This window comes from Pseudomonas sp. NPDC087626, assembly GCF_044743405.1.
Classification (GTDB): Bacteria; Pseudomonadota; Gammaproteobacteria; order Pseudomonadales; family Pseudomonadaceae; genus Aquipseudomonas.
On the sequence record NZ_JBIUWJ010000013.1, the window covers coordinates 57771 to 76029 of the forward strand.

Consider the following 18259-nt stretch of genomic DNA (forward strand, 5'->3'; position numbering starts at 1 on the left):
AGGTGCAGATTGAACGGACAAAAGGATTTGACCCCATAGACAAAAAGCCCGCCAGATGCGGGCTTTTTGTTGTCAATCTGCCAGCACTCAGGCCTGGCTTGCATCACTGGTTTGTCGTGCCTTGGCGATCGCCGCCTCAATCGCGGCACGTGCCTGCGGGCTGTTCTTCCAGCAGGTGGAGCCGACCACTGCCGACGCCTGGACCACGATCTCGCGGGCATTGGCCTGGCTCAGTTGCAGCAAGGTGGTGAACCCCAGTTGTTCAAGGCGCTGGACCACCGTCGGGCCGACCCCCTTGACGCTTAACAGTGTTTGTTTTTCTTCCGTTGAAAATCCCATACGGGCTCCTTTTTGGTGAGCGTCACTGTAGCGCAATGCTCGTCGACGATGGCGTGTGCTTCTGGGATAAACCTGCTGCCCTTGAAAGGCCCGCCGCTGCAGTCTGTTGCTGTTCGGCGTAGAGGGCTACTGCGCGCACCAGGTTGCCCGGTTGCAATTGCAGGCGGCGGGCGGTCGGCCGATCCACTATCAGGTTACTGCCATCACGCTGTGCGCGGGCGACGGTGATGCGGCAGTTTTCCAGGCGGCGGTTGTGGATCAGCCACACCGGCGCCTGGTCATCAGGTGAACCGATCAACAGGCTCAGCGGCTGGCTATCGCGCACCGCGCGGATAGTCCCGACCGGGGCTTCGATCACCGGTCCCGCATCAAAGATGTCGACATAACCCTGATGGACGAACCCCTCGGCATCCAGGATCCTGCGGGCCGGCTCGGCGTTTTCATGGGCCTTGCCGATGACGTCCCGGGCCTGTTCGGTGAGCAGGCAGGTGTACAGCGGCTGACGCGGGATCAACTCGGCGATCAACGTTTTGTTGCCCAGCCCCGACAGATGATCGGCATGCCGGAAGTCTTGTCGAAAAAAGTGTCGACCCAGGCTGTCCCAGAACGGTGAACACCCTTGCGCGTCGGCGCTGCCACGTAACTCGGCAATCAGTTTGTCGCCGAACAACTGTGGATACTCGGCGACAAACAGCAGGCGTGCGAGCGACAGCAGTCGGCCGTTGTGGCCCAGTCGATGCGCCGGGTGCAGGAACAACGAGCAGACCTCCGATTGGCCAGTCATGTCATTGTTGAGAAACAGCGTCGGTAACTGTTGTTCGATACCCAGGCTGGCGGACCGATTGACTGTCAGCCCGACACGGTAGTTGTACCAGGGCTCGCGCAGGCCTACGGCGCCGCCCAGCGCGCTGACCCCGAGCACTTGCTGGTCGTCGTCCTCGAGCACGAACAGGTAGTCGGCGTCCGCCCGTTCAACCTGACTGGCAAAGGTCCGTTGGGCCCAGCGGATCCGGTGGGCCAGGCGCTCTTCATTGGCCGGCAGGGTGGTGAACCCCGGGCCTGCGCATTGTGCCAAGGCCAGCACGGCCGGCAGGTCGCCGCTGTGTACCGGGCGCACGATCATCGGCCGGTTCCCTGGCCACTCAGCACTGGCCTCATAGGGCGACCAATCGCAGCGGGCTGCCGTCAGTCAGATGCAAGGCCGCCAGGGTGGCGGGGTCGAGGGTCACCGGCTCGTCGGCGCTCCAGTCCAGTTCGACCACCATCGCGCGAAAGTCATCCACGGCGTCATTGCAGATCAGGTAGGTGGTCTGGCCCGCGTGTGCGGTGCCTCGGCGGGCGGTCGCCGTGCGGCTGTGGGCAATCGAGCGGATGCTGGGGGTGCGTGCAAACAGCGTCGGGCCGGCGTCGAACAGGTCGACGTAGCTGTTGGTTTCGAAGCCTTCGCGCTCGAGGATGTCGAAGGCTTCCTGGCCCGCGGGATGGACCCGGCCAATGCATGCCTGGGCGTCTGGCGTGAGCATCGGTACATAAATCGGATAATGAGGCATCAGCTCGGCGAGAAAACTGCGGTCCTGCAGCCCACAGAGGCGTTCGGCCTCGACGTAGGACAGGTTGAAAAAGTGCTTGCCCAGGGCATTCCAGAAGGGTGACTCGCCCGCCGCGTCGCTGTAGCCGACGATCTCGGTAATCACCGCTTCGGCAAACCGTTGCGGATGCGCGGCAATGAACATCAGCCGGGCTCGCGAGAGTAGTTCGCAGAAAGCCGTGTGCTGCAGTTCTGCGTCGATGTGCAGGCCGCGCAGCAGGGTGTGGGGGCTGAGGTCCTGGCACAACGACAGCGCCGGTACGCCATGGTGTACGTTCAGTTCCCGGGACGCGCTGATGAAGGGGCGGTTGCGCAGGCTGTAGAACGGTTGCTGGTAGCCGGCGGTGGCGACGATTTCCGCGCAGCCGAGCAAACGCTGGTGCTCCAGGTCGTGCAGGACAAAGCAGTAGTTCTCCCGGCCATTGCTCTGTACCGGGCTGGCAAAGGAGCGCTGGGAGTCGCGGATTTTCTGCAGCAGGCAGTGGCTGTCGTCCGGCAGGGACGTGACCCCTACCAGGCTCTCGCGCGCCAGTTGCTGTAACTGGGGCAGGTCGGATGGCTCGACTGGGCGTAGGACCAGCATGGATAAACTCCTGTATCAGAACGACCGGGCCACGCAGGCCAGGCTTGACGATCACTGTCGGGTTCCACGCGTTGCAAGTGCGCTGGGTCAACCTCCGTCGACCGCGGGCCATACTAGTTGATCATCCCCAGGTGGCGCAGCATTATGCTAGCCGTTCGGCGAGTTTTTCCTGCCACAGCCTGCGAGTGAACCTGCGTGTCGGTAACCCGTTTGACCTTGATTTGCCACGCCCGCACCGTCGCCCAGAAGCGGGCGCGATTGCCCCTGGACGAACCATTGGAAATGGACTGGCAGGCGGCCCGCGGCAGTCGCGCGGGCGCCTTCAAGCGGCCCCCGCGATTACTCGGCGGTGGCGAAACGCGTGTGCGGCAGACCGCTGTGTTGTTCGGCAATGACCTGCGCCATGTGCCGGCGTTGGATGACTGTGATTTCGGTCGTTGGCGCGGCTTGTCCATCGACCACCTGCAACAACACGAGCCACTGGCGCTGCAGGCCTGGCTCGGCGATCCGCATTCGGCACCCCATGGCGGTGAGTCAGTCGCGCAACTGATCCAGCGGGTTGGGTGCTGGCTCGACAGCCTGGGCAGTCACCCCGGGCATTACCTGGCCGTGACTCACCCGTGGGTGATTCGTGCAGCCATGATCCATGTGTTGCAGTGCTCGCCCAGCGCCTTCCAGATGATTGATGTCGAACCCTTGTCCGCCACCGAACTGCGCTTCAACGGCCGCTGGCGCCTGCGCCTGATGGACAGTGGCGCGCCCGTCGAGGAACCCCTGGCATGAAGCAGCTCCTGGTGATCGGCATTGGTGCAGGCGACCCTGACTACATCACGATGCAAGCGGTCAAGGCATTGAACCGGGTCGATGTGTTTTTCCTGATGGACAAAGGCCCGAGCAAGGACAGCCTGATCGACCTGCGGCGGGAAATCTGTGCCCGCTATATCAGTCAGCCGGGTTACCGTTTCGTCGAGGCCCACAGTCCACAACGCAGGCCTGATGCTCTCGACTACAGCGCCAGTGTGCAGGCGCTCAATCGCGACAAGCAGCAGACCTTCGAGCGGCTGATCAACGAGCAAATGGCCGACGATGAATGCGCGGCATTTCTGGTGTGGGGGGATCCGGGTTTGTACGACAGCACCCTGCGTATCCTGCAGGCAATTCTCGACGCTGGTCGCTGCACCTTTGACTACGAGGTGATCCCTGGTATCAGCAGCGTCCAGGCCCTGGCGGCGCGGCACAAAGTGGCGTTGAACCGCATCGGCGGCGCCGTCGAGATCACCACCGGGCGGCGCCTGGCAGCGGGGCAGGTGAGTGCGGCCGACAGTCTGGTGGTGATGCTGGACGCGCAAGATGCCTACCAGCAGGTGGCGGATCAGGAGCAGCAAATCTACTGGGGAGCGTACCTGGGCACCGCGGATGAAATCCTCATTGCCGGTAAACTCAAGGACGTCGCCGACCAGATCGAGCAGGTCAGGCAGGCGGCGCGACAAGCCAACGGCTGGATCATGGACACCTACCTGATCCGCCAGCCCGACTAGCTGCCGTACACCGGCCAGGGCGTCAGTAGACCCAGACCTCGACCCGGCGATTCTTGATCCGGCCTTCGTCGTCACTGTTGGCGGCCACCGGCATCTGCGCACCAAAACCGCGAATGTCACGCAGCACCACGCCGTTTTTCACCAGTTCACGGCGCACCGCCATGGCCCGCAGTTTCGAGAGCAGGGCGGCGCGTTCCGGATCGGTCTTGGCGTCACCGAATCCCACCAGGCTCACCTGTCTGTCGAGCTTGCCGTGCTGCTTGAGGTAGTCGAGTACCCGGGACAGGTCCTGGCGTGCCTTGTTGTCGAGGCTGGCGCTGCCTTCTTCGAAACGAAAGTTGACCGTCAGCCGTTGCGCCTTGGCAGCAAGCGCCTGATAACCCTCGGGCATCTGCCGGCTGGCCGTGACATCCATGGCGTGCACGGTCTGCGCGACAAACCCGTTGGCAGCCACCAGCGCCTGGCCCTGGCGGCTTTGGGTAAAACCTATCAGTGCGGTGGCCCAGGGATTGTGCGCGGTCGGCGGCACATAGAAGTACAGCCGCCGCGACAGTGGATAGTCCTCGGTAGCGATCAGGCTGGTGAGTGGCAGCATGGGCTGCGAGGCACCGTCGACGATTGCCACCGCCTTGGCCTGGCGCACGTAGGGCAGGCCGATGAAACCAATGCCCTGGCGGTCCTGGCTGACGGCGTCGGACAACTGTTCACTGGATTCGAAGCGGCTTGCCGAGCGGGCAAGGGTTTTACCGCGGCCACTGAGTACCAGGTCCTTGAAGGTATCGTAGGTGCCCGACTGATCATCGCGCGCGTAGAGATGAATCGGTCCGCCGACGCCGCCGAGTTCTTCCCAGGTGCGAACCTCACCGCTGAAAATCCGCGCCAGTTGCTCGGTGTTCAACTGGTTCAACGGGTTGTGCGGGTGCAGGATAATGGCCAGGCCGTCGATGGCGATCACTTGTTCGGCCGTAGGGCTTTTCAAGTCGCCAAGGCCTTCCAGTGCCACCAGTTCGCTGTCCTTGATCGGGCGCGAAGAGGCTGCCAGATCGGCGCTGGTGGTGTGCAGGGCGAGGAAACCGGTGCTGGAGCCGTGGGCGGCGATCTCGATAATCACCCGTTGCCCTTGTGCCGTCTGGCCCACCAGCCGCTGTTCGTTGGGGTCGTCACGGGGTTCGCTGTGCACCTTGAGCAAACCTTGTTCTTCCATCAACCCCTTGGCCAGTGCCGGCCCCAGCGCCGCCCCAATGGTGTTGGAACCCTGGATACGCAACACCACGCCGTTATCGGGCAGCGGCAATGCGGTGGCGAAGGCCGACGGGGACAACAGGCTGCATAACAGCAGCGGCAACAGGGCACGCAACATGGAGCCGGCACCTTTGGCGGGCAGGGGAGGTGCCGGGACATTAAGACATTCAGGTTACGCAGATGTGACAGGCAGCGGCCTAGCTCAGCTCCAGCCAGATCGGCGCATGGTCCGAAGGTTTTTCCATGCCGCGCAGGTCGTAGTCGACACCGGCGGCCTTGATTCGTGGCAGCAAGCCTTGGGACGCCATGATCAAGTCGATGCGCAGGCCACGCTTGGGCTCATCCTCGAAGCCGCGACTGCGGTAGTCGAACCAGCTGAAGCGGTCGGCAACGTCCGGGTTGAGGTGGCGGAAGCTGTCCACCAGGCCCCAGTTTTTCAGGCGGGCCATCCACTCGCGTTCCTCCGGCAGGAAGCTGCACTTGCCGGTCTTCAGCCAGCGCTTCATGTTGTCCGGGCCGATGCCGATGTCGCAGTCCTCTGGGGAGATGTTGACATCGCCCATCACCACCAGCGCCTGGTCGTTGCTGAACTGAGTTTCCAACAGGTTTTGCAGGTCACTGTAGAACCGCGCCTTGGCCGGGAACTTGGTGGGGTGGTCGCGGCTTTCACCCTGTGGGAAATAGCCGTTCATGATGGTCACCGGCGTCCCGTTGGCGTCGGCGAAGGTGCCCCAGATGAAGCGGCGCTGGGCGTCTTCTTCATCGCTGGCAAACCCCTTGTGGATCGCCAATGGTTCCTGGCGCGAAAGCATGGCGACGCCGTAGTGACCTTTCTGGCCGTGGTAATACACGTGGTAGCCCAGCGCCTGGACTTCGGCGAGCGGGAACTGGTCGTCGTGGACCTTGGTTTCCTGCAGGCCGATGACGTCTGGCTGGTGCTTCTCGATCAGTGCCGCCAATTGATGGGGGCGGGCGCGCAGGCCGTTGATGTTGAACGAGACGATCTTCATGGTCGGCAGTCCTGGCAAAACTGCGATGCTAGCTGACATGTAGGATCGGAGCCAGCGTGGCAGTAGTTCCTATGCGCTGCTAATGTCTGTGGGCGTGGGAACGATCACAGCAGTGCCGGGCTCGTACTTACAAGAGCGGGGTCATTTGCGCCGCGCCAAGGGGAGATAAACCTCATGCCTGAAACATCGACCGCCATCGCGGACATCCATCGGCTCGACAGCGGCTACTCGCGTGAAGCGCGCTCATTGCTGTACCAGGCCTATCGCCACGAACCCACCTTCAAGTTTCTGTTTGAGGCCGAGCGCCCCGGCTATGAGCAGCGGGTACGGGCGACGGTGCGCGAACTGGTCAAGCAGCATTTTCTCCAGGATCTGCCCGCCATCGGCCTGCTGGTCAATGACCGCTTGATCGGCATCGCGCTGATCGCGCCGCCGCAGCGGCGCCTGGGCATTACCGAAAGCTGGGCCTGGCGCCTGCGCATGGTGCTCAGCACGGGTTTTCGCTGCACCCGGCGCTATCTGGACTATCACGCGGCCGTGGCTGCCTGCGTGCCATCGGACTCGGTGCACGTGCTGCCGTTGCTGGGGATTCATCCGCAATTCCAGGGCCAGCATTTCGGCGAGCAACTGTTGCAAGCGGTGCACAATTGGTGCGCGGTAGACGAGCATTCCCAGGGGGTGGTGCTCGACACCGGGAATCCGCGTTATCTGGAGTTCTATAAGCGTCAGGGGTATGAGGAGATTGGCGAGGTGGCGGTAGGGCCTGTACTTGAGCACGTGTTTTTCCACGCCAATCCGCAGGTGTTACATAGCGCAACAGCCTAAGGTCGAACTTTTGTTCAGATTGTTCGCTCTATCACGCTCCCAAGCTCGTGATAGCATCCGCGCCTATGAAGTTTCCTGGAAGATTTACCAGTGGCGTGCTCATGCTGATCAGCAGCGCAGCGGCCCTGGCGCAAAGTGAATTGGACGTCAGGATCAAACCGTCCAATGACGAGCTGAAGGCCAACATCGAAGGCTATATCGGCGATCTCGGCGAACGCGATGAAGAAGCCCTGTTGCGCTTCAGTCGCGGTGCCGAGGAGCAGGCGCGCAAGGCCGCCCAGGCCTTGGGTTACTACCAGCCGCAAATCGAAAGCGAAGTCAAAGACGGCAAGTCACCCCGACTGGTGTTGAATATCGACCCCGGCGAGCCGGTACGCCTGCGCTACGTGACTATCCAGATCCTGGGGCCGGCCGCCACCCTCAAGTCCTTTCGTGTGCCCCAGAGCGACGTGCTCAAGCCCGGCGCCGTGCTCAATCACGGCCACTATGAAGACGCCAAGCGGCTGATCCAGAACCAGGCCTCGCGCTTCGGTTTTTTCAGTGGTCGCTTTACCAGCCAGAAGCTTTCCGTCGACCCTCGGGCCGGTGTTGCCGACATCGACCTGGTCTATGACAGCGGCCCGCGTTATGCGCTGGGCAAGGTCAGCTTTGCCGGCGATACGCCCTTCGACGAGGACCTGCTGCAACGCATGGTGCCGTTCAAAAGTGGCGCGCCTTATGATTCCGAGTTGATCGCCGAGCTTAACCAGGCCCTGCAATCGTCGGGCTATTTCGAGTCCGTGCGGGTGGATGCCGCGCCGACCACTGCCGCCAACGATGTAATTCCCGTGGCCGTCACCCTCGACACCCGTAAACCCCGGACCATGGGCCTGGGCCTGGGTTATTCGACGGACGTCGGGCCGCGAGCCAAGGCCAACTGGACACGCCACTGGGTCAATCCCGAAGGCCACAGCTATGGCTGGGAGGCCGAGCTCTCGGCGCCACGGCAGAACGTCGGCCTGTGGTACGACGTGCCGTTGGACCCGCCGTTGACCGACAAGTTGCGGTTTGCCGGGGGCTATCAAAATGAAGAACTGGCCAACACCGACAGCTTGAGCAAACTGCTGACCCTGGGGCCGGAATGGCACAGCAAGCTGCCCAGCGGCTGGCAACGGGTGATCTCGTTGAAATGGCAGCACGAGGAGTATCGCCTGGGCGATGACTCGGGGATCAGTAACCTGTTGATGCCGGGCGTGAGTTATTCCTACCTGCGCAGTGACAACCGGATCGATCCGCACAACGGTTATCGCCTGCAATTTGACAGCAAGGTGGCCAAGGAAGGGCTGGGCTCGGACAACAACCTGTTATACGGCACCGCCCTGGCCAAGGGCCTGACCACGGTGCTGGACAACCACCGATTCCTCGCGCGTGCGCAGATCGGGGGTTCGGCCACCAATGGCTACAAATCGATTCCGCCATCGCTGCGCTTCTTTGCCGGTGGTGACCAGAGCGTGCGCGGTTATGACTACCAGAGCCTGTCGCCGGAAAACTCCGACGGCGACCGCGTAGGCGGACGCTACATGGTCTCCGGCAGCCTGGAGTACCAATACTCGGTTGCCGAAAAATGGCGAGTCGCAACCTTTGTCGACCAAGGCAACTCGTTCAACGACTTCGAACTGCCGAACCTCAAGACTGGGGTCGGCATGGGTGTGCGCTGGGTTTCGCCAGTCGGCCCGATTCGTCTCGACCTGGCCCATGCGCTGGATGACCCCGGCGGTATTCGTCTGCACTTTTCCATGGGGCCTGAGCTGTGAAGCGTGGTTTGAAAATAGCGTTGCTGGCATTGCTGTCACTGGTGGTCTTGGTGCTGCTGGTGGTGGTGAGCCTGTTGGGAACCCAAGCCGGCAGCCGCTGGGCACTGAGTCAGGTGCCGGGTTTGACCGTGGAGAATTTCCAGGGCCGCCTGGCCGGCGAGTGGAGTGCCGATCATGTGCTGTGGCAGCAGGGCCAGGACCGAGTTGAGCTGATCAAGCCACTGCTGGCCTGGTCGCCGTTGTGCCTGACGCGCATGACCCTGTGCATCGAGCAATTGCACGCCGAGCAGGTGGTCCTGCAGTTTGCGCCGAGTACCGAGCCAAGCAGCGGGCCGATCAGCTTGCCGGAGTTGAAACTGCCGCTGGCGATCGAGCTGGGCGAGGTGCGAATCGGTAGCCTGCTGCTGGACGGCAGCGAGCAACTCAAGGACCTGCAACTGGTAGCGTACTGGACGGCGCAAGGGTTGCAGATCGACTCGTTGCGTCTGCAGCGCGATGACCTGCACCTGGAACTGACCGGGCTGCTGCAACCGACCGGCAACTGGCCGCTGAGTGCCAGCGGCAATTTGACTATGCCGATGCCCGGCAACACGCCCTTGGCTCTGACGCTGAAGGTCAATGGCAACCTGCTGCAAACCCTCAACCTCGAGGCCGACAGCAGCGGTTACCTGCAGGGCCGTCTGACCGGCGAGCTGCAGCCGCTGGCCGACAACCTGCCGGCCAAGGTGCGCATCACCGCCGATGGTTTCAAAGCCAGTGCCGACCTGCCGGACACCCTGCAACTCAATCAGCTTGAACTCAGCGGTAGCGGTGACCTGAAAAACGGCTATCAACTGCTGGGCAAGGCCAGCTTGCCGGCCGAGGACGGACCGGTGGCCCTGCTGCTGCAAGGCAAGGTCGACGCCAAGGGTGCACAGATCGCCGGGCTGGATCTCAACGCCAACGATCAGCAAAGCCTCAAGCTGACCGGCCAGGTCGATTGGTCCGAGGGCCTGGTCGCCGAGGCGAAGATCGACTGGCTGGATTTCCCCTGGCACCGTTTGTATCCGCTGATCGACGAGCCAGAGGTGGCGCTGCGCAGCTTCAACGGTGAGGTGGCGTACCGCGACGGTAACTACCTGGGCAACTTCAAGGCAGCGCTGGACGGTCCTGCCGGGGCCTTCAGCCTGAGCAGCCCGTTCAGTGGCGACCTGACGCAAATCTTCCTGCCGCAACTGCAATTGGTCGCAGGGCAGGGCAAGGTCGCCGGGCATTTGAACCTGAAGTTTGCCGACGGCATCGCCTGGGACACCGCGCTTGACCTGTCGGCGCTCAACCCGGCGTACTGGCTGGCGGAGCTGCCGGGCACCCTGGCCGGGCCTTTGCGCAGCAAGGGCGAGATGCGCAATGAACAACTGAGCCTGAGTGCCGACCTTGACCTCAAGGGCAAGCTGCGTGGCCAGCCGGCGGTGTTGCAAGCCAAGGCCGACGGCGCGGGCGAGCGCTGGAACCTCAGTGCCTTGCAGATCCGCCTGGGCGAGAACCGCATCGATGGCAGCGCCAGCCTGCAGCAAACACTCAGCGGCCAACTCGATATCAAGGCCCCGCGTTTGGGCCAGCTGTGGCCGCAGTTACGCGGTCAGCTCAATGGCCGGCTCGACGTCGCAGGCACATTGCAGGCGCCCCAGGGCAAGCTCGCCCTGCAGGGTGTGCAGTTGGCCCTGGACGACAATCGCCTGAAAAGCCTCAACCTCGATGCCACTCTCGACAGCGCACAGCGGGCGCAGATCGACCTCAAGGGCAGCGGCATAACGGTCGGCGATAACCAGTTGGGTACCCTGACTGCCACTGGCACGGGCACCCTCAAGCAGCAGAAGCTGCAACTGGACCTGCAAGGCCCATTGCTGAAACTGGCACTGGGCCTGGACGGCAACCTGGACCAAGGCAACTGGCGTGGACGCCTGGCCAGCGGCGACGTTCAGGCCGGCGGCCAGGACTGGCAGCTGCAGGGTCCGGCGAAAATCGAACGCCTGGCCGATGGCAAGCTGACCTTCGGCGCCCACTGCTGGACGTCTGGCCCCGCCAGTTTGTGTGGCGAGGATCAGCGCCTGATGCCCGAGCCGAAACTGCGTTATCACCTCAAGCAATTCCCAATCGACAGCCTGGCGCAATGGCTGCCCAAGGATTTCGCCTGGCAGGGCAAGCTCAACGCCGACGTGCAACTGGACCTGCCGGCCAGCGGGCCGAAAGGCCAGGTGCTGGTGGACGCGAGCGGCGGCACCTTGCGCATGAAGGAAAAGGACCAGTGGCTGGATTTCCCTTACCAGACACTGAAACTCACCAGCACCCTCAACCCCAAGCGTATCGACACCCAACTGAATTTTGTCGGCGGCAAACTGGGTGAGCTGATGGTGCAGGCGCAGATCAACCCGCTGCCTAAAAACAAACCCCTGAGCGGCTCGTTCCGCCTCAGTGGGCTGGACCTCTCGGTGGCGCGGCCGTTTGTGCCAATGGTCGAGAAACTGGCCGGCCGCCTGAACGGCAGCGGTACTTTGTCCGGCGGGCTATTGGCGCCCAAGGTCAACGGTAACCTGACCTTGAGCGACGGTGAGATTTCCGGGCCACAACTGCCGACGCGGTTCGAGGCCCTGCAGTTGCAGGCGCAGATTGCCGGCGAAAGCGTGCAACTCAATGGCGGCTGGAAAAGCGGCAAGAGCGGGCAGGGCAGCCTCACGGGACAGGTGGACTGGGGGCAGGCCCTGGTGGTCGACCTCAGCCTGCGGGGCAGCCAACTGCCGGTGAGCGTCGAACCCTACGCGGCCCTGGAAGTGGCGCCGGACCTGAAGATCTCGATCAAGGACGACAAGCTGGCGATCACCGGCAAGGTGCTGGTGCCCAAGGGCGAGATCACAGTGCGCGAGTTGCCGCCATCGACGGTCAAGGTCTCCGATGACACGGTGATCGTCGGGCACCAGACCGAAGAGGGCAAGGCACCTATGGCCATGGCCATGGATGTCGAAGTGATAGTCGGCGAAGACCGGCTCAGCTTTGCCGGTTTTGGCCTGACCGCCAACCTCAAGGGGCACGTGCATATCGGCGACAACCTCGACACCCGGGGCGAATTGTGGCTCAACGACGGGCGTTACCGCGCCTACGGCCAGCGCCTGACTGTACGCCGTGCACGGCTGCTGTTTGCCGGGCCCATCGACCAGCCGTACCTGGACATCGAAGCGATTCGCCAGACCGACGACATCATTGCCGGTATCCGCCTGAGCGGCAGCGCCGAGCAGCCGACTACGCAGATTTTCTCGGAGCCGGCGATGAGCCAGGAGCAAGCATTGTCCTACCTGGTGCTCGGCCGTCCGCTGAGCACCAACGGTGAAGACAACAACATGCTTGCGCAAGCGGCGCTGGGCCTGGGGTTGATGGGCAGCTCGGACCTCACCGGGAGCTTGGCGAAGAACCTTGGCATCGATGATTTCCAGCTCGACACCGAGGGCAGCGGCACCGCCACCAGTGTGGTCGCCAGTGGTGACATTACCGAGAAGCTCAGCCTGCGTTATGGCGTTGGTGTGTTTGAGCCGGCCAACACCATTGCCTTGCGCTACAAGCTGAGCAAAAAGGTCTATCTGGAAGCCGCCAGCGGGATCGCCAGTTCGCTGGACATCTTCTATAAGCGGGATTTCTGAGGGCTCGGCTTTGTTGAGCTGAAAGGAGCTGTTATCGTTTGGTCTTGGTCTTGGTCTTGGTCTTGGTCTTGTGGGTATATCCGTTGCTGCGGTAATGGCGGCTTAAGGTTTCGCCCTTACGGCGAGGCACTTTTGTCAAACGACACAAAAGTACCCAAAAAGTCTTGCCCCAGCGTTCGGCCCCTCGCTAAGGCTCGGGGTACCTTCGCTACGGTATCCATCCGGGGGCATCGCCTCCGGTTTGCTTCGCTGCACCTCCTCTCGATGCATGCGGCTCCGCCGCACGGCGCTACGCGCCTCCCCCCGGATGGACACCTTCGCTCAGCCTGCCGAAGGGGCGGGTGGATCAAGATCAAAAGCAAGAGCACGGCGACCTGACAGTCGGCCTGAGTGGTAAGAGCGGACGAGGCGGCCTACCGGCCGGCCTGTTTGCCCTGGTGTCGCGTTCCCTTGTGGGAGCGGGCTTGCCCGCGATGACGATCTCCGCCAAACCGCATTTCTCGGCAATACCCCAATCCCCCGTAGCAGCTGTCGAGCCCGCGAGGCTGCGTTCGAGGACGCAGTCCTCGCCGCCCTTCAACGCACCGATTTCCCTTACTCATCCTGCCGACGGTGCAGGTGGATCAAGAGCCAAATCACGACGACCTGACCAGTCGGCCTGAGTGGTAGGGCGGGCGAGGCGGCCTACCGGCCGACCTTTTTTTCTGGGGGGTACGCATTTCTGTGCAAGCCGGGCGGCGCTTCGCTTGTTCGCGATAGCGGTCCGGCGACTGCCTATTTTATAAATTGCAAAGCTTGCTAACGATTTCATTTGACATTAACTGCCTAGGCAGTAATATCTCGACACATATTCACTGCCTAGGCAGCCAATAGGTCGTCAGATGAAACATTTCTCCCCGGAAAACTTTCGCAATTGCCACCTCGGTCTCCTGCTGGGGCGCGCCGCCTTGCTCAAGGATCGGATCATCGACACCCACATGGAACCCCACGGCATTACTGCCGCGCAGTTCAAGGTGTTGATCATCATGGCCCAGTACGGCGTCGACACCCCGGCCGAGCTGTGCCGCCATCTGTCCCTGGATAGCGGTTCGATGACCCGCATGCTCGACCGTCTGGAGCACAAAGGCCTGCTGGTCCGCCAACGCTGTGCAGATGACCGGCGCCTGGTGCGCCTGGGCCTGACCGAGGAAGGCCAGGTGCTGGCCGACAAGTTGCCGGGCATTGGCGTCAACGCGATGAACCAGTTGGCCGGCGCCCTCGACTCCGAGGAGTTGCAGACCCTGGAAGCCATCCTCAAGAAAATTTTGCTGGCCGCCGGTGATCCCATCACCGTGCTGCGGGTAGGTGACCAATGAGCGATAAAACCCTGGGTTCCCGACTGGCCCTGGTGCTGATGGCCATGAGCCTGGCCGGGTGTGCCAACTACAGCGGCCTGACCACCAAAGGTGTGAGCCTTGATGCAAAAGCCCTGCAGGCCGGGCAATCCCTCAACGGTGTGACGCTGTCGGCGGCGGCATGGCCGAAAAACGACTGGTGGCAGAGCCTGGGCGATCCGCAACTGGACGGGTTGATCCGCGAAGCCCTGCGTGACAGCCCGGACATGCAGATCGCCAGCGCCCGGGCCCATCAGGCCAGTGCCGCTGCCGGTGCGGCGAATGCTGCGCGCATGCCGACCCTGGATGCCAGCGCCGGTATCCGCCGCGAGCGGTTGGCCCAGTATCAGGACCCGACCCTGCAGGGTGACTCCTACGACACCATGCGCAGCCTCGGCGCGACCTTCAATTACACCTTCGATCTGTGGGGCGGCCAGCGTGACGCCTGGGAGGCTGCGTTGGGCCAGGCCCGGGCCGCCGAGGTCGATCGCCAGGCGGCTCAGTTGACCCTGGCCGCCGACGTTGCCCGCGCCTACAGCGACCTGGGCCAGGCCCATATCGTCCACGACCTGGCCACTGAAGACCTCAAGCGCACCCGGCAATTGCTGACCCTGAGCCAGCGGCGCCTCAGCGCCGGCATCGACAGCCAGTATCAGTACCAGCAGAACCAAAGCCTGGAGGCGAGCTCCGAGGCTTCTCTGATCGATGCCGAGAAAAACCTGCAGAGCGCCAAAATCGCCCTCGCAGTGTTGCTCGGCAAAGGCCCGGATCGGGGTAACGAAATCACCCGGCCGCACATTCTGCAAGCCAGCGCCGTGGCCTTGCCCTCGGTGTTGCCCGCCGAACTGCTGGGCCGCCGCCCGGACCTGGTCGCGGCGCGCTGGCGAGTCGAGGCGGCGAGCAAGAGTATTGATGCCGGCAAGACCACTTTCTACCCCAACCTCAACCTGAGCGCCGCGGCCGGGGTCGAGTCGTTGCTGGGCAACGCGATGTTTGGTTCGACCAGCCGCTTCTTCAACGTCGCCCCGACGATTTCCCTGCCGATTTTCGACGGTGGTCGCCTGCGCGCCGACCTCGATGCCAAGGATGCCGACTACGACCTGGCGGTGGCGCAGTACAACAAGAGCCTGGTCAAGGCGCTGGGGGAAGTCAGCGACAGCCTGTCCCAGTTGCGTGACGTCGGTCGGCAGATCGTCGCCCAGCAACACGCCACCGACATTGCCCAGGACTCCTACAACACCGTGCTGGAGCGCTATGGCTCCGGCGTCGGCAACTACCTGGACGTGCTCAGCATCGAGCAGCAACTGCTCGGCGCCGAGCGTCAGTTGGCGAACCTCAATGCCGAACAGATCGATCTGTCGATCCAACTGATGCAGGCCCTGGGCGGCGGCTTTCATGGCGACAGCCTGGCTGCGGCCCGCCCATCCCCGGCGCCTGCCACGCGCAATCAATAATTCAAGGTACTCGTCATGGCCAACGTGCAGAACACCCCGACTCCTGAAACCGCCCAAGACACGGGCAATCCCGGTAAACGCAAGTTCATGCTGCTGGTGCTGACACTGCTGGTGGTCCTGGGCTGCCTCGGCGTCTGGGGCTGGCATCACCTCTACGGGCGCTGGAACGAAAGCACCGATGACGCCTATGTGAACGGCAACGTGGTGGCAATTACCCCGCTGGTCACCGGCACCGTGGTCAGCATTGGCGCGGACGACGGCGACCTGGTCCAGGAAGGCCAGGTGCTCGTCAACTTCGACCCCAACGACGCCGAAGTCGGCCTGCAAAGTGCCCAGGCCAACCTGGCACGCACGGTGCGCCAGGTTCGTGGCCTGTACAGCAATGTCGATGGCATGAAAGCCCAGGTCAATGCGCAGAAGGCGGAAGTGCAGAAGGCCCAGGAAAACTACAGCCGACGCAAAAGTCTCGCCGCCGGCGGGGCGATTTCCCAGGAAGAACTGTCCCATGCCCGGGATGACCTGACCTCGGCGCAAAACGCCCTGGCCAATGCCCAGCAACAATTCCAGACCAGCAGCGCACTGGTGGACGACACCGTGGTGTCCTCCCATCCGGACGTGCAGGCGGCTGCTGCGCAATTGCGCCAGGCCTACCTGACGAAGGCCCGCAGCACCCTGATCGCCCCGGTCACCGGCTACGTGGCCAAGCGCACCGTGCAACTGGGGCAACGGGTGCAGCCGGGCACGGCCTTGATGGCGGTGATCCCCCTCGACCAGTTGTGGATCGACGCCAATTTCAAGGAAACCCAGCTGCGCGACATGCGCATCGGCCAAGCGGTGGACATCGAAGCCGACCTCTATGGCAGCGATGTGAAGTACAGCGGCACCATCGACAGCCTCGGTGCAGGCACCGGCAGTGCGTTTGCCTTGTTGCCGGCGCAGAACGCCACCGGTAACTGGATCAAGATCGTGCAGCGAGTGCCGGTACGCATCCACATCAACGCCGAGCAACTGGCCAAGCATCCGTTGCGCGTCGGCCTGTCGACCCTGGTCAAGGTCGACCTGCGCGACCAGAGCGGCCCGGTGCTGGCGCAGCAACCGCCGCAAAAGGCTTCGTTCAGTACTTCCATCTATGAGCGCCAGTTGGCCGACGCCGACGCGCTGATCAGTCGCCTGATCCACGACAACAGTTCAGTGGCGAGTAAAACTGCTCAACGCTGATTTCGCCAATCCGACCGCTGCGCCGCCTCCAGGGCGCAGCGCCTGCCTCGATTCAAAGGATTCGCGATGAGCAATAACGCGTCTTTCACCCCGCCCAGCCTGCTGCTCGCGACCATCGGCCTGTCGCTGGCGACCTTCATGCAGGTGCTCGACACCACCATCGCCAACGTGGCGTTGCCGACGATTTCCGGCAACTTGGGTGTGAGCTCGGAGCAGGGCACCTGGGTGATTACCTCGTTTGCCGTGAGCAACGCGATTGCCTTGCCGCTGACCGGCTGGCTGAGCCGGCGCTTTGGCGAGGTCAAGTTGTTCCTGTGGGCGACCATCCTGTTCGTGCTGGCCTCGTTCCTGTGCGGTATTTCCACCTCGATGCCGGAGTTGATCGGCTTTCGTGTGCTGCAAGGGCTGGTGGCCGGTCCTCTGTACCCGATGACCCAGACCTTGCTGATCGCAGTCTATCCGCCGGCCAGGCGCGGCATGGCCCTGGCGTTGCTGGCGATGGTCACGGTGGTGGCGCCGATTGCCGGGCCGATCCTCGGGGGCTGGATCACCGACAGCTACAGCTGGCCGTGGATCTTTTTCATCAACGTGCCCATCGGGATCTTCGCGGTGATGGTCGTCCGCCAGCAGCTCAAGGCCCGTCCTGTGGTCACCAGTCACCAGCCGATGGACTACGTGGGGTTGATCAGCCTGATCGTCGGCGTGGGGGCATTGCAGATCATCCTCGACAAGGGCAATGACCTGGACTGGTTCGAGTCGAATTTCATCCTGATTGGCGCGGCCATTTCGGTGATTGCCCTGGCGGTGTTCGTGATCTGGGAAATGACTGACAAGCACCCGGTGGTCAATCTGCGGCTGTTTGCCCATCGCAACTTTCGCATTGGCACCATTGTGCTGGTCTTGGGCTACGCCGGGTTCTTCGGCATCAACCTGATCCTGCCGCAGTGGCTGCAGACCCAAATGGGCTATACCGCGACCTGGGCCGGCCTGGCGGTGGCACCGATCGGTATCCTGCCGGTGCTGATGTCGCCATTTGTCGGCAAGTACGCGCACAAGTTCGACCTGCGCCTGCTGGCCGGACTGGCGTTCCTGGCGATTGGCCTGAGCTGCTTCATGCGCGCCGGGTTCACCAATGAGGTGGACTTCCAGCACGTAGCGCTGGTGCAGCTGTTCATGGGCATTGGCGTGGCGCTGTTCTTCATGCCGACCCTGAGTATCCTGATGTCGGACCTGCCACCCCAGCAGATCGCCGACGGCGCCGGACTGGCGACCTTCCTGCGGACCCTGGGCGGCAGCTTCGCGGCCTCTCTGACCACCTGGATCTGGATCCGCCGGGCCGACCAGCATCACGCCTACCTGAGTGAACACCTGAGCACCTTCGACCCGGCCACCCGCGAGGCTCTCAATACCCTGGGGGGCGCCGGCACCCCGGCTTACGCCCAGCTCGACCAGGTCCTGACCAGCCAGGCCTACATGCTGTCCACCGTGGACTACTTCACGCTGCTGGGCTGGGGTTTTGTCGGTTTGATCCTGCTGGTATGGCTGGCCAAACCGCCGTTTTCGGCGAAGCCCGGACCCGAAGCGAGTGGGCATTGAACGGCTTACCGCTGTAGGAGCATGGCTTGCCC

14 protein-coding genes are annotated in these 18259 nt (G+C 62.9%); 9 read left to right on the forward strand and 5 right to left on the reverse strand.

What is annotated here, in order from left to right; genetic code table 11:
• Window positions 1–87: 87 nt before the first annotated feature.
• Genes ACIOVD_RS13300 through ACIOVD_RS13310 form a run of 3 tightly spaced genes read right to left on the reverse strand, consistent with a single transcriptional unit; the run spans window position 88 to window position 2510 of the window.
• Window positions 88–339: a Pathogenicity locus gene (locus ACIOVD_RS13300; protein ID WP_095169303.1), complete on the reverse strand. Its 252-nt coding sequence runs from the start codon at window positions 337–339 to the stop codon at window positions 88–90.
• Window positions 340–361: 22 nt separating this feature from the next.
• Window positions 362–1462, reverse strand: a complete 1101-nt coding sequence (gene astA, locus ACIOVD_RS13305; protein ID WP_095169302.1) for an arginine N-succinyltransferase — start codon at window positions 1460–1462, stop codon at window positions 362–364.
• Window positions 1463–1493: 31 nt separating this feature from the next.
• Window positions 1494–2510 (reverse strand): arginine N-succinyltransferase, encoded by a 1017-nt coding sequence (locus ACIOVD_RS13310; protein ID WP_159994725.1) that lies wholly within the window; start codon window positions 2508–2510, stop codon window positions 1494–1496.
• A gap of 195 nt (window positions 2511–2705) precedes the next feature.
• Between ACIOVD_RS13310 and ACIOVD_RS13315 the strand changes: the two genes are divergently transcribed.
• Together ACIOVD_RS13315 and cobF are read left to right on the forward strand one after the other, a co-directional pair.
• Window positions 2706–3293, forward strand: a complete 588-nt coding sequence (locus ACIOVD_RS13315; RefSeq protein ID WP_401128162.1) for a histidine phosphatase family protein — start codon at window positions 2706–2708, stop codon at window positions 3291–3293.
• Window positions 3290–4048, forward strand: a complete 759-nt coding sequence (cobF, locus tag ACIOVD_RS13320; protein WP_320334083.1) for a precorrin-6A synthase (deacetylating) — start codon at window positions 3290–3292, stop codon at window positions 4046–4048. The genes ACIOVD_RS13315 and cobF overlap by 4 nt, the downstream gene beginning before the upstream one ends.
• A gap of 22 nt (window positions 4049–4070) precedes the next feature.
• Here cobF and ACIOVD_RS13325 read toward each other — a convergent pair whose 3' ends face one another.
• Complete coding sequence (locus tag ACIOVD_RS13325) at window positions 4071–5408, reverse strand: substrate-binding domain-containing protein (RefSeq protein ID WP_401128165.1); 1338 nt, start codon at window positions 5406–5408, stop codon at window positions 4071–4073.
• A gap of 79 nt (window positions 5409–5487) precedes the next feature.
• Window positions 5488–6300, reverse strand: coding sequence for an exodeoxyribonuclease III (xthA, locus tag ACIOVD_RS13330; RefSeq protein WP_095169297.1), 813 nt, complete (start codon window positions 6298–6300; stop codon window positions 5488–5490).
• Window positions 6301–6474: 174 nt separating this feature from the next.
• Here xthA and ACIOVD_RS13335 point away from each other — a divergent pair, with 174 nt between their 5' ends.
• From ACIOVD_RS13335 to ACIOVD_RS13365, 7 genes are all read left to right on the forward strand, one after another.
• Window positions 6475–7125 carry an N-acetyltransferase gene (locus ACIOVD_RS13335; protein WP_095169296.1) on the forward strand — a complete coding sequence of 217 codons (651 nt, stop codon included), beginning with the start codon at window positions 6475–6477 and terminating at the stop codon, window positions 7123–7125.
• A 65-nt stretch (window positions 7126–7190) separates the two neighbouring features.
• Window positions 7191–8918 carry an autotransporter assembly complex family protein gene (locus ACIOVD_RS13340; RefSeq protein ID WP_095169295.1) on the forward strand — a complete coding sequence of 576 codons (1728 nt, stop codon included), beginning with the start codon at window positions 7191–7193 and terminating at the stop codon, window positions 8916–8918.
• Window positions 8915–12586: a translocation/assembly module TamB domain-containing protein gene (locus ACIOVD_RS13345; protein WP_401128170.1), complete on the forward strand. Its 3672-nt coding sequence runs from the start codon at window positions 8915–8917 to the stop codon at window positions 12584–12586. Before ACIOVD_RS13340 ends, ACIOVD_RS13345 begins: the two co-directional genes overlap by 4 nt.
• An 881-nt stretch (window positions 12587–13467) precedes the next feature.
• Entirely contained in the window at window positions 13468–13941 is a 474-nt protein-coding gene (locus tag ACIOVD_RS13350; RefSeq protein ID WP_095169293.1) for a MarR family winged helix-turn-helix transcriptional regulator, read from the forward strand.
• On the forward strand, window positions 13938–15413 hold the full coding sequence (locus tag ACIOVD_RS13355; protein WP_401128173.1) for an efflux transporter outer membrane subunit: 1476 nt from the start codon (window positions 13938–13940) through the stop codon (window positions 15411–15413). The genes ACIOVD_RS13350 and ACIOVD_RS13355 overlap by 4 nt, the downstream gene beginning before the upstream one ends.
• A 15-nt stretch (window positions 15414–15428) precedes the next feature.
• On the forward strand, window positions 15429–16631 hold the full coding sequence (locus tag ACIOVD_RS13360; protein WP_095169291.1) for an HlyD family efflux transporter periplasmic adaptor subunit: 1203 nt from the start codon (window positions 15429–15431) through the stop codon (window positions 16629–16631).
• A 66-nt stretch (window positions 16632–16697) separates the two neighbouring features.
• The gene (locus ACIOVD_RS13365) at window positions 16698–18227 is read left to right on the forward strand and encodes a DHA2 family efflux MFS transporter permease subunit (protein ID WP_401128178.1); all 1530 of its coding nucleotides are present in this window, start codon (window positions 16698–16700) and stop codon (window positions 18225–18227) included.
• Window positions 18228–18259 lie beyond the last annotated feature (32 nt).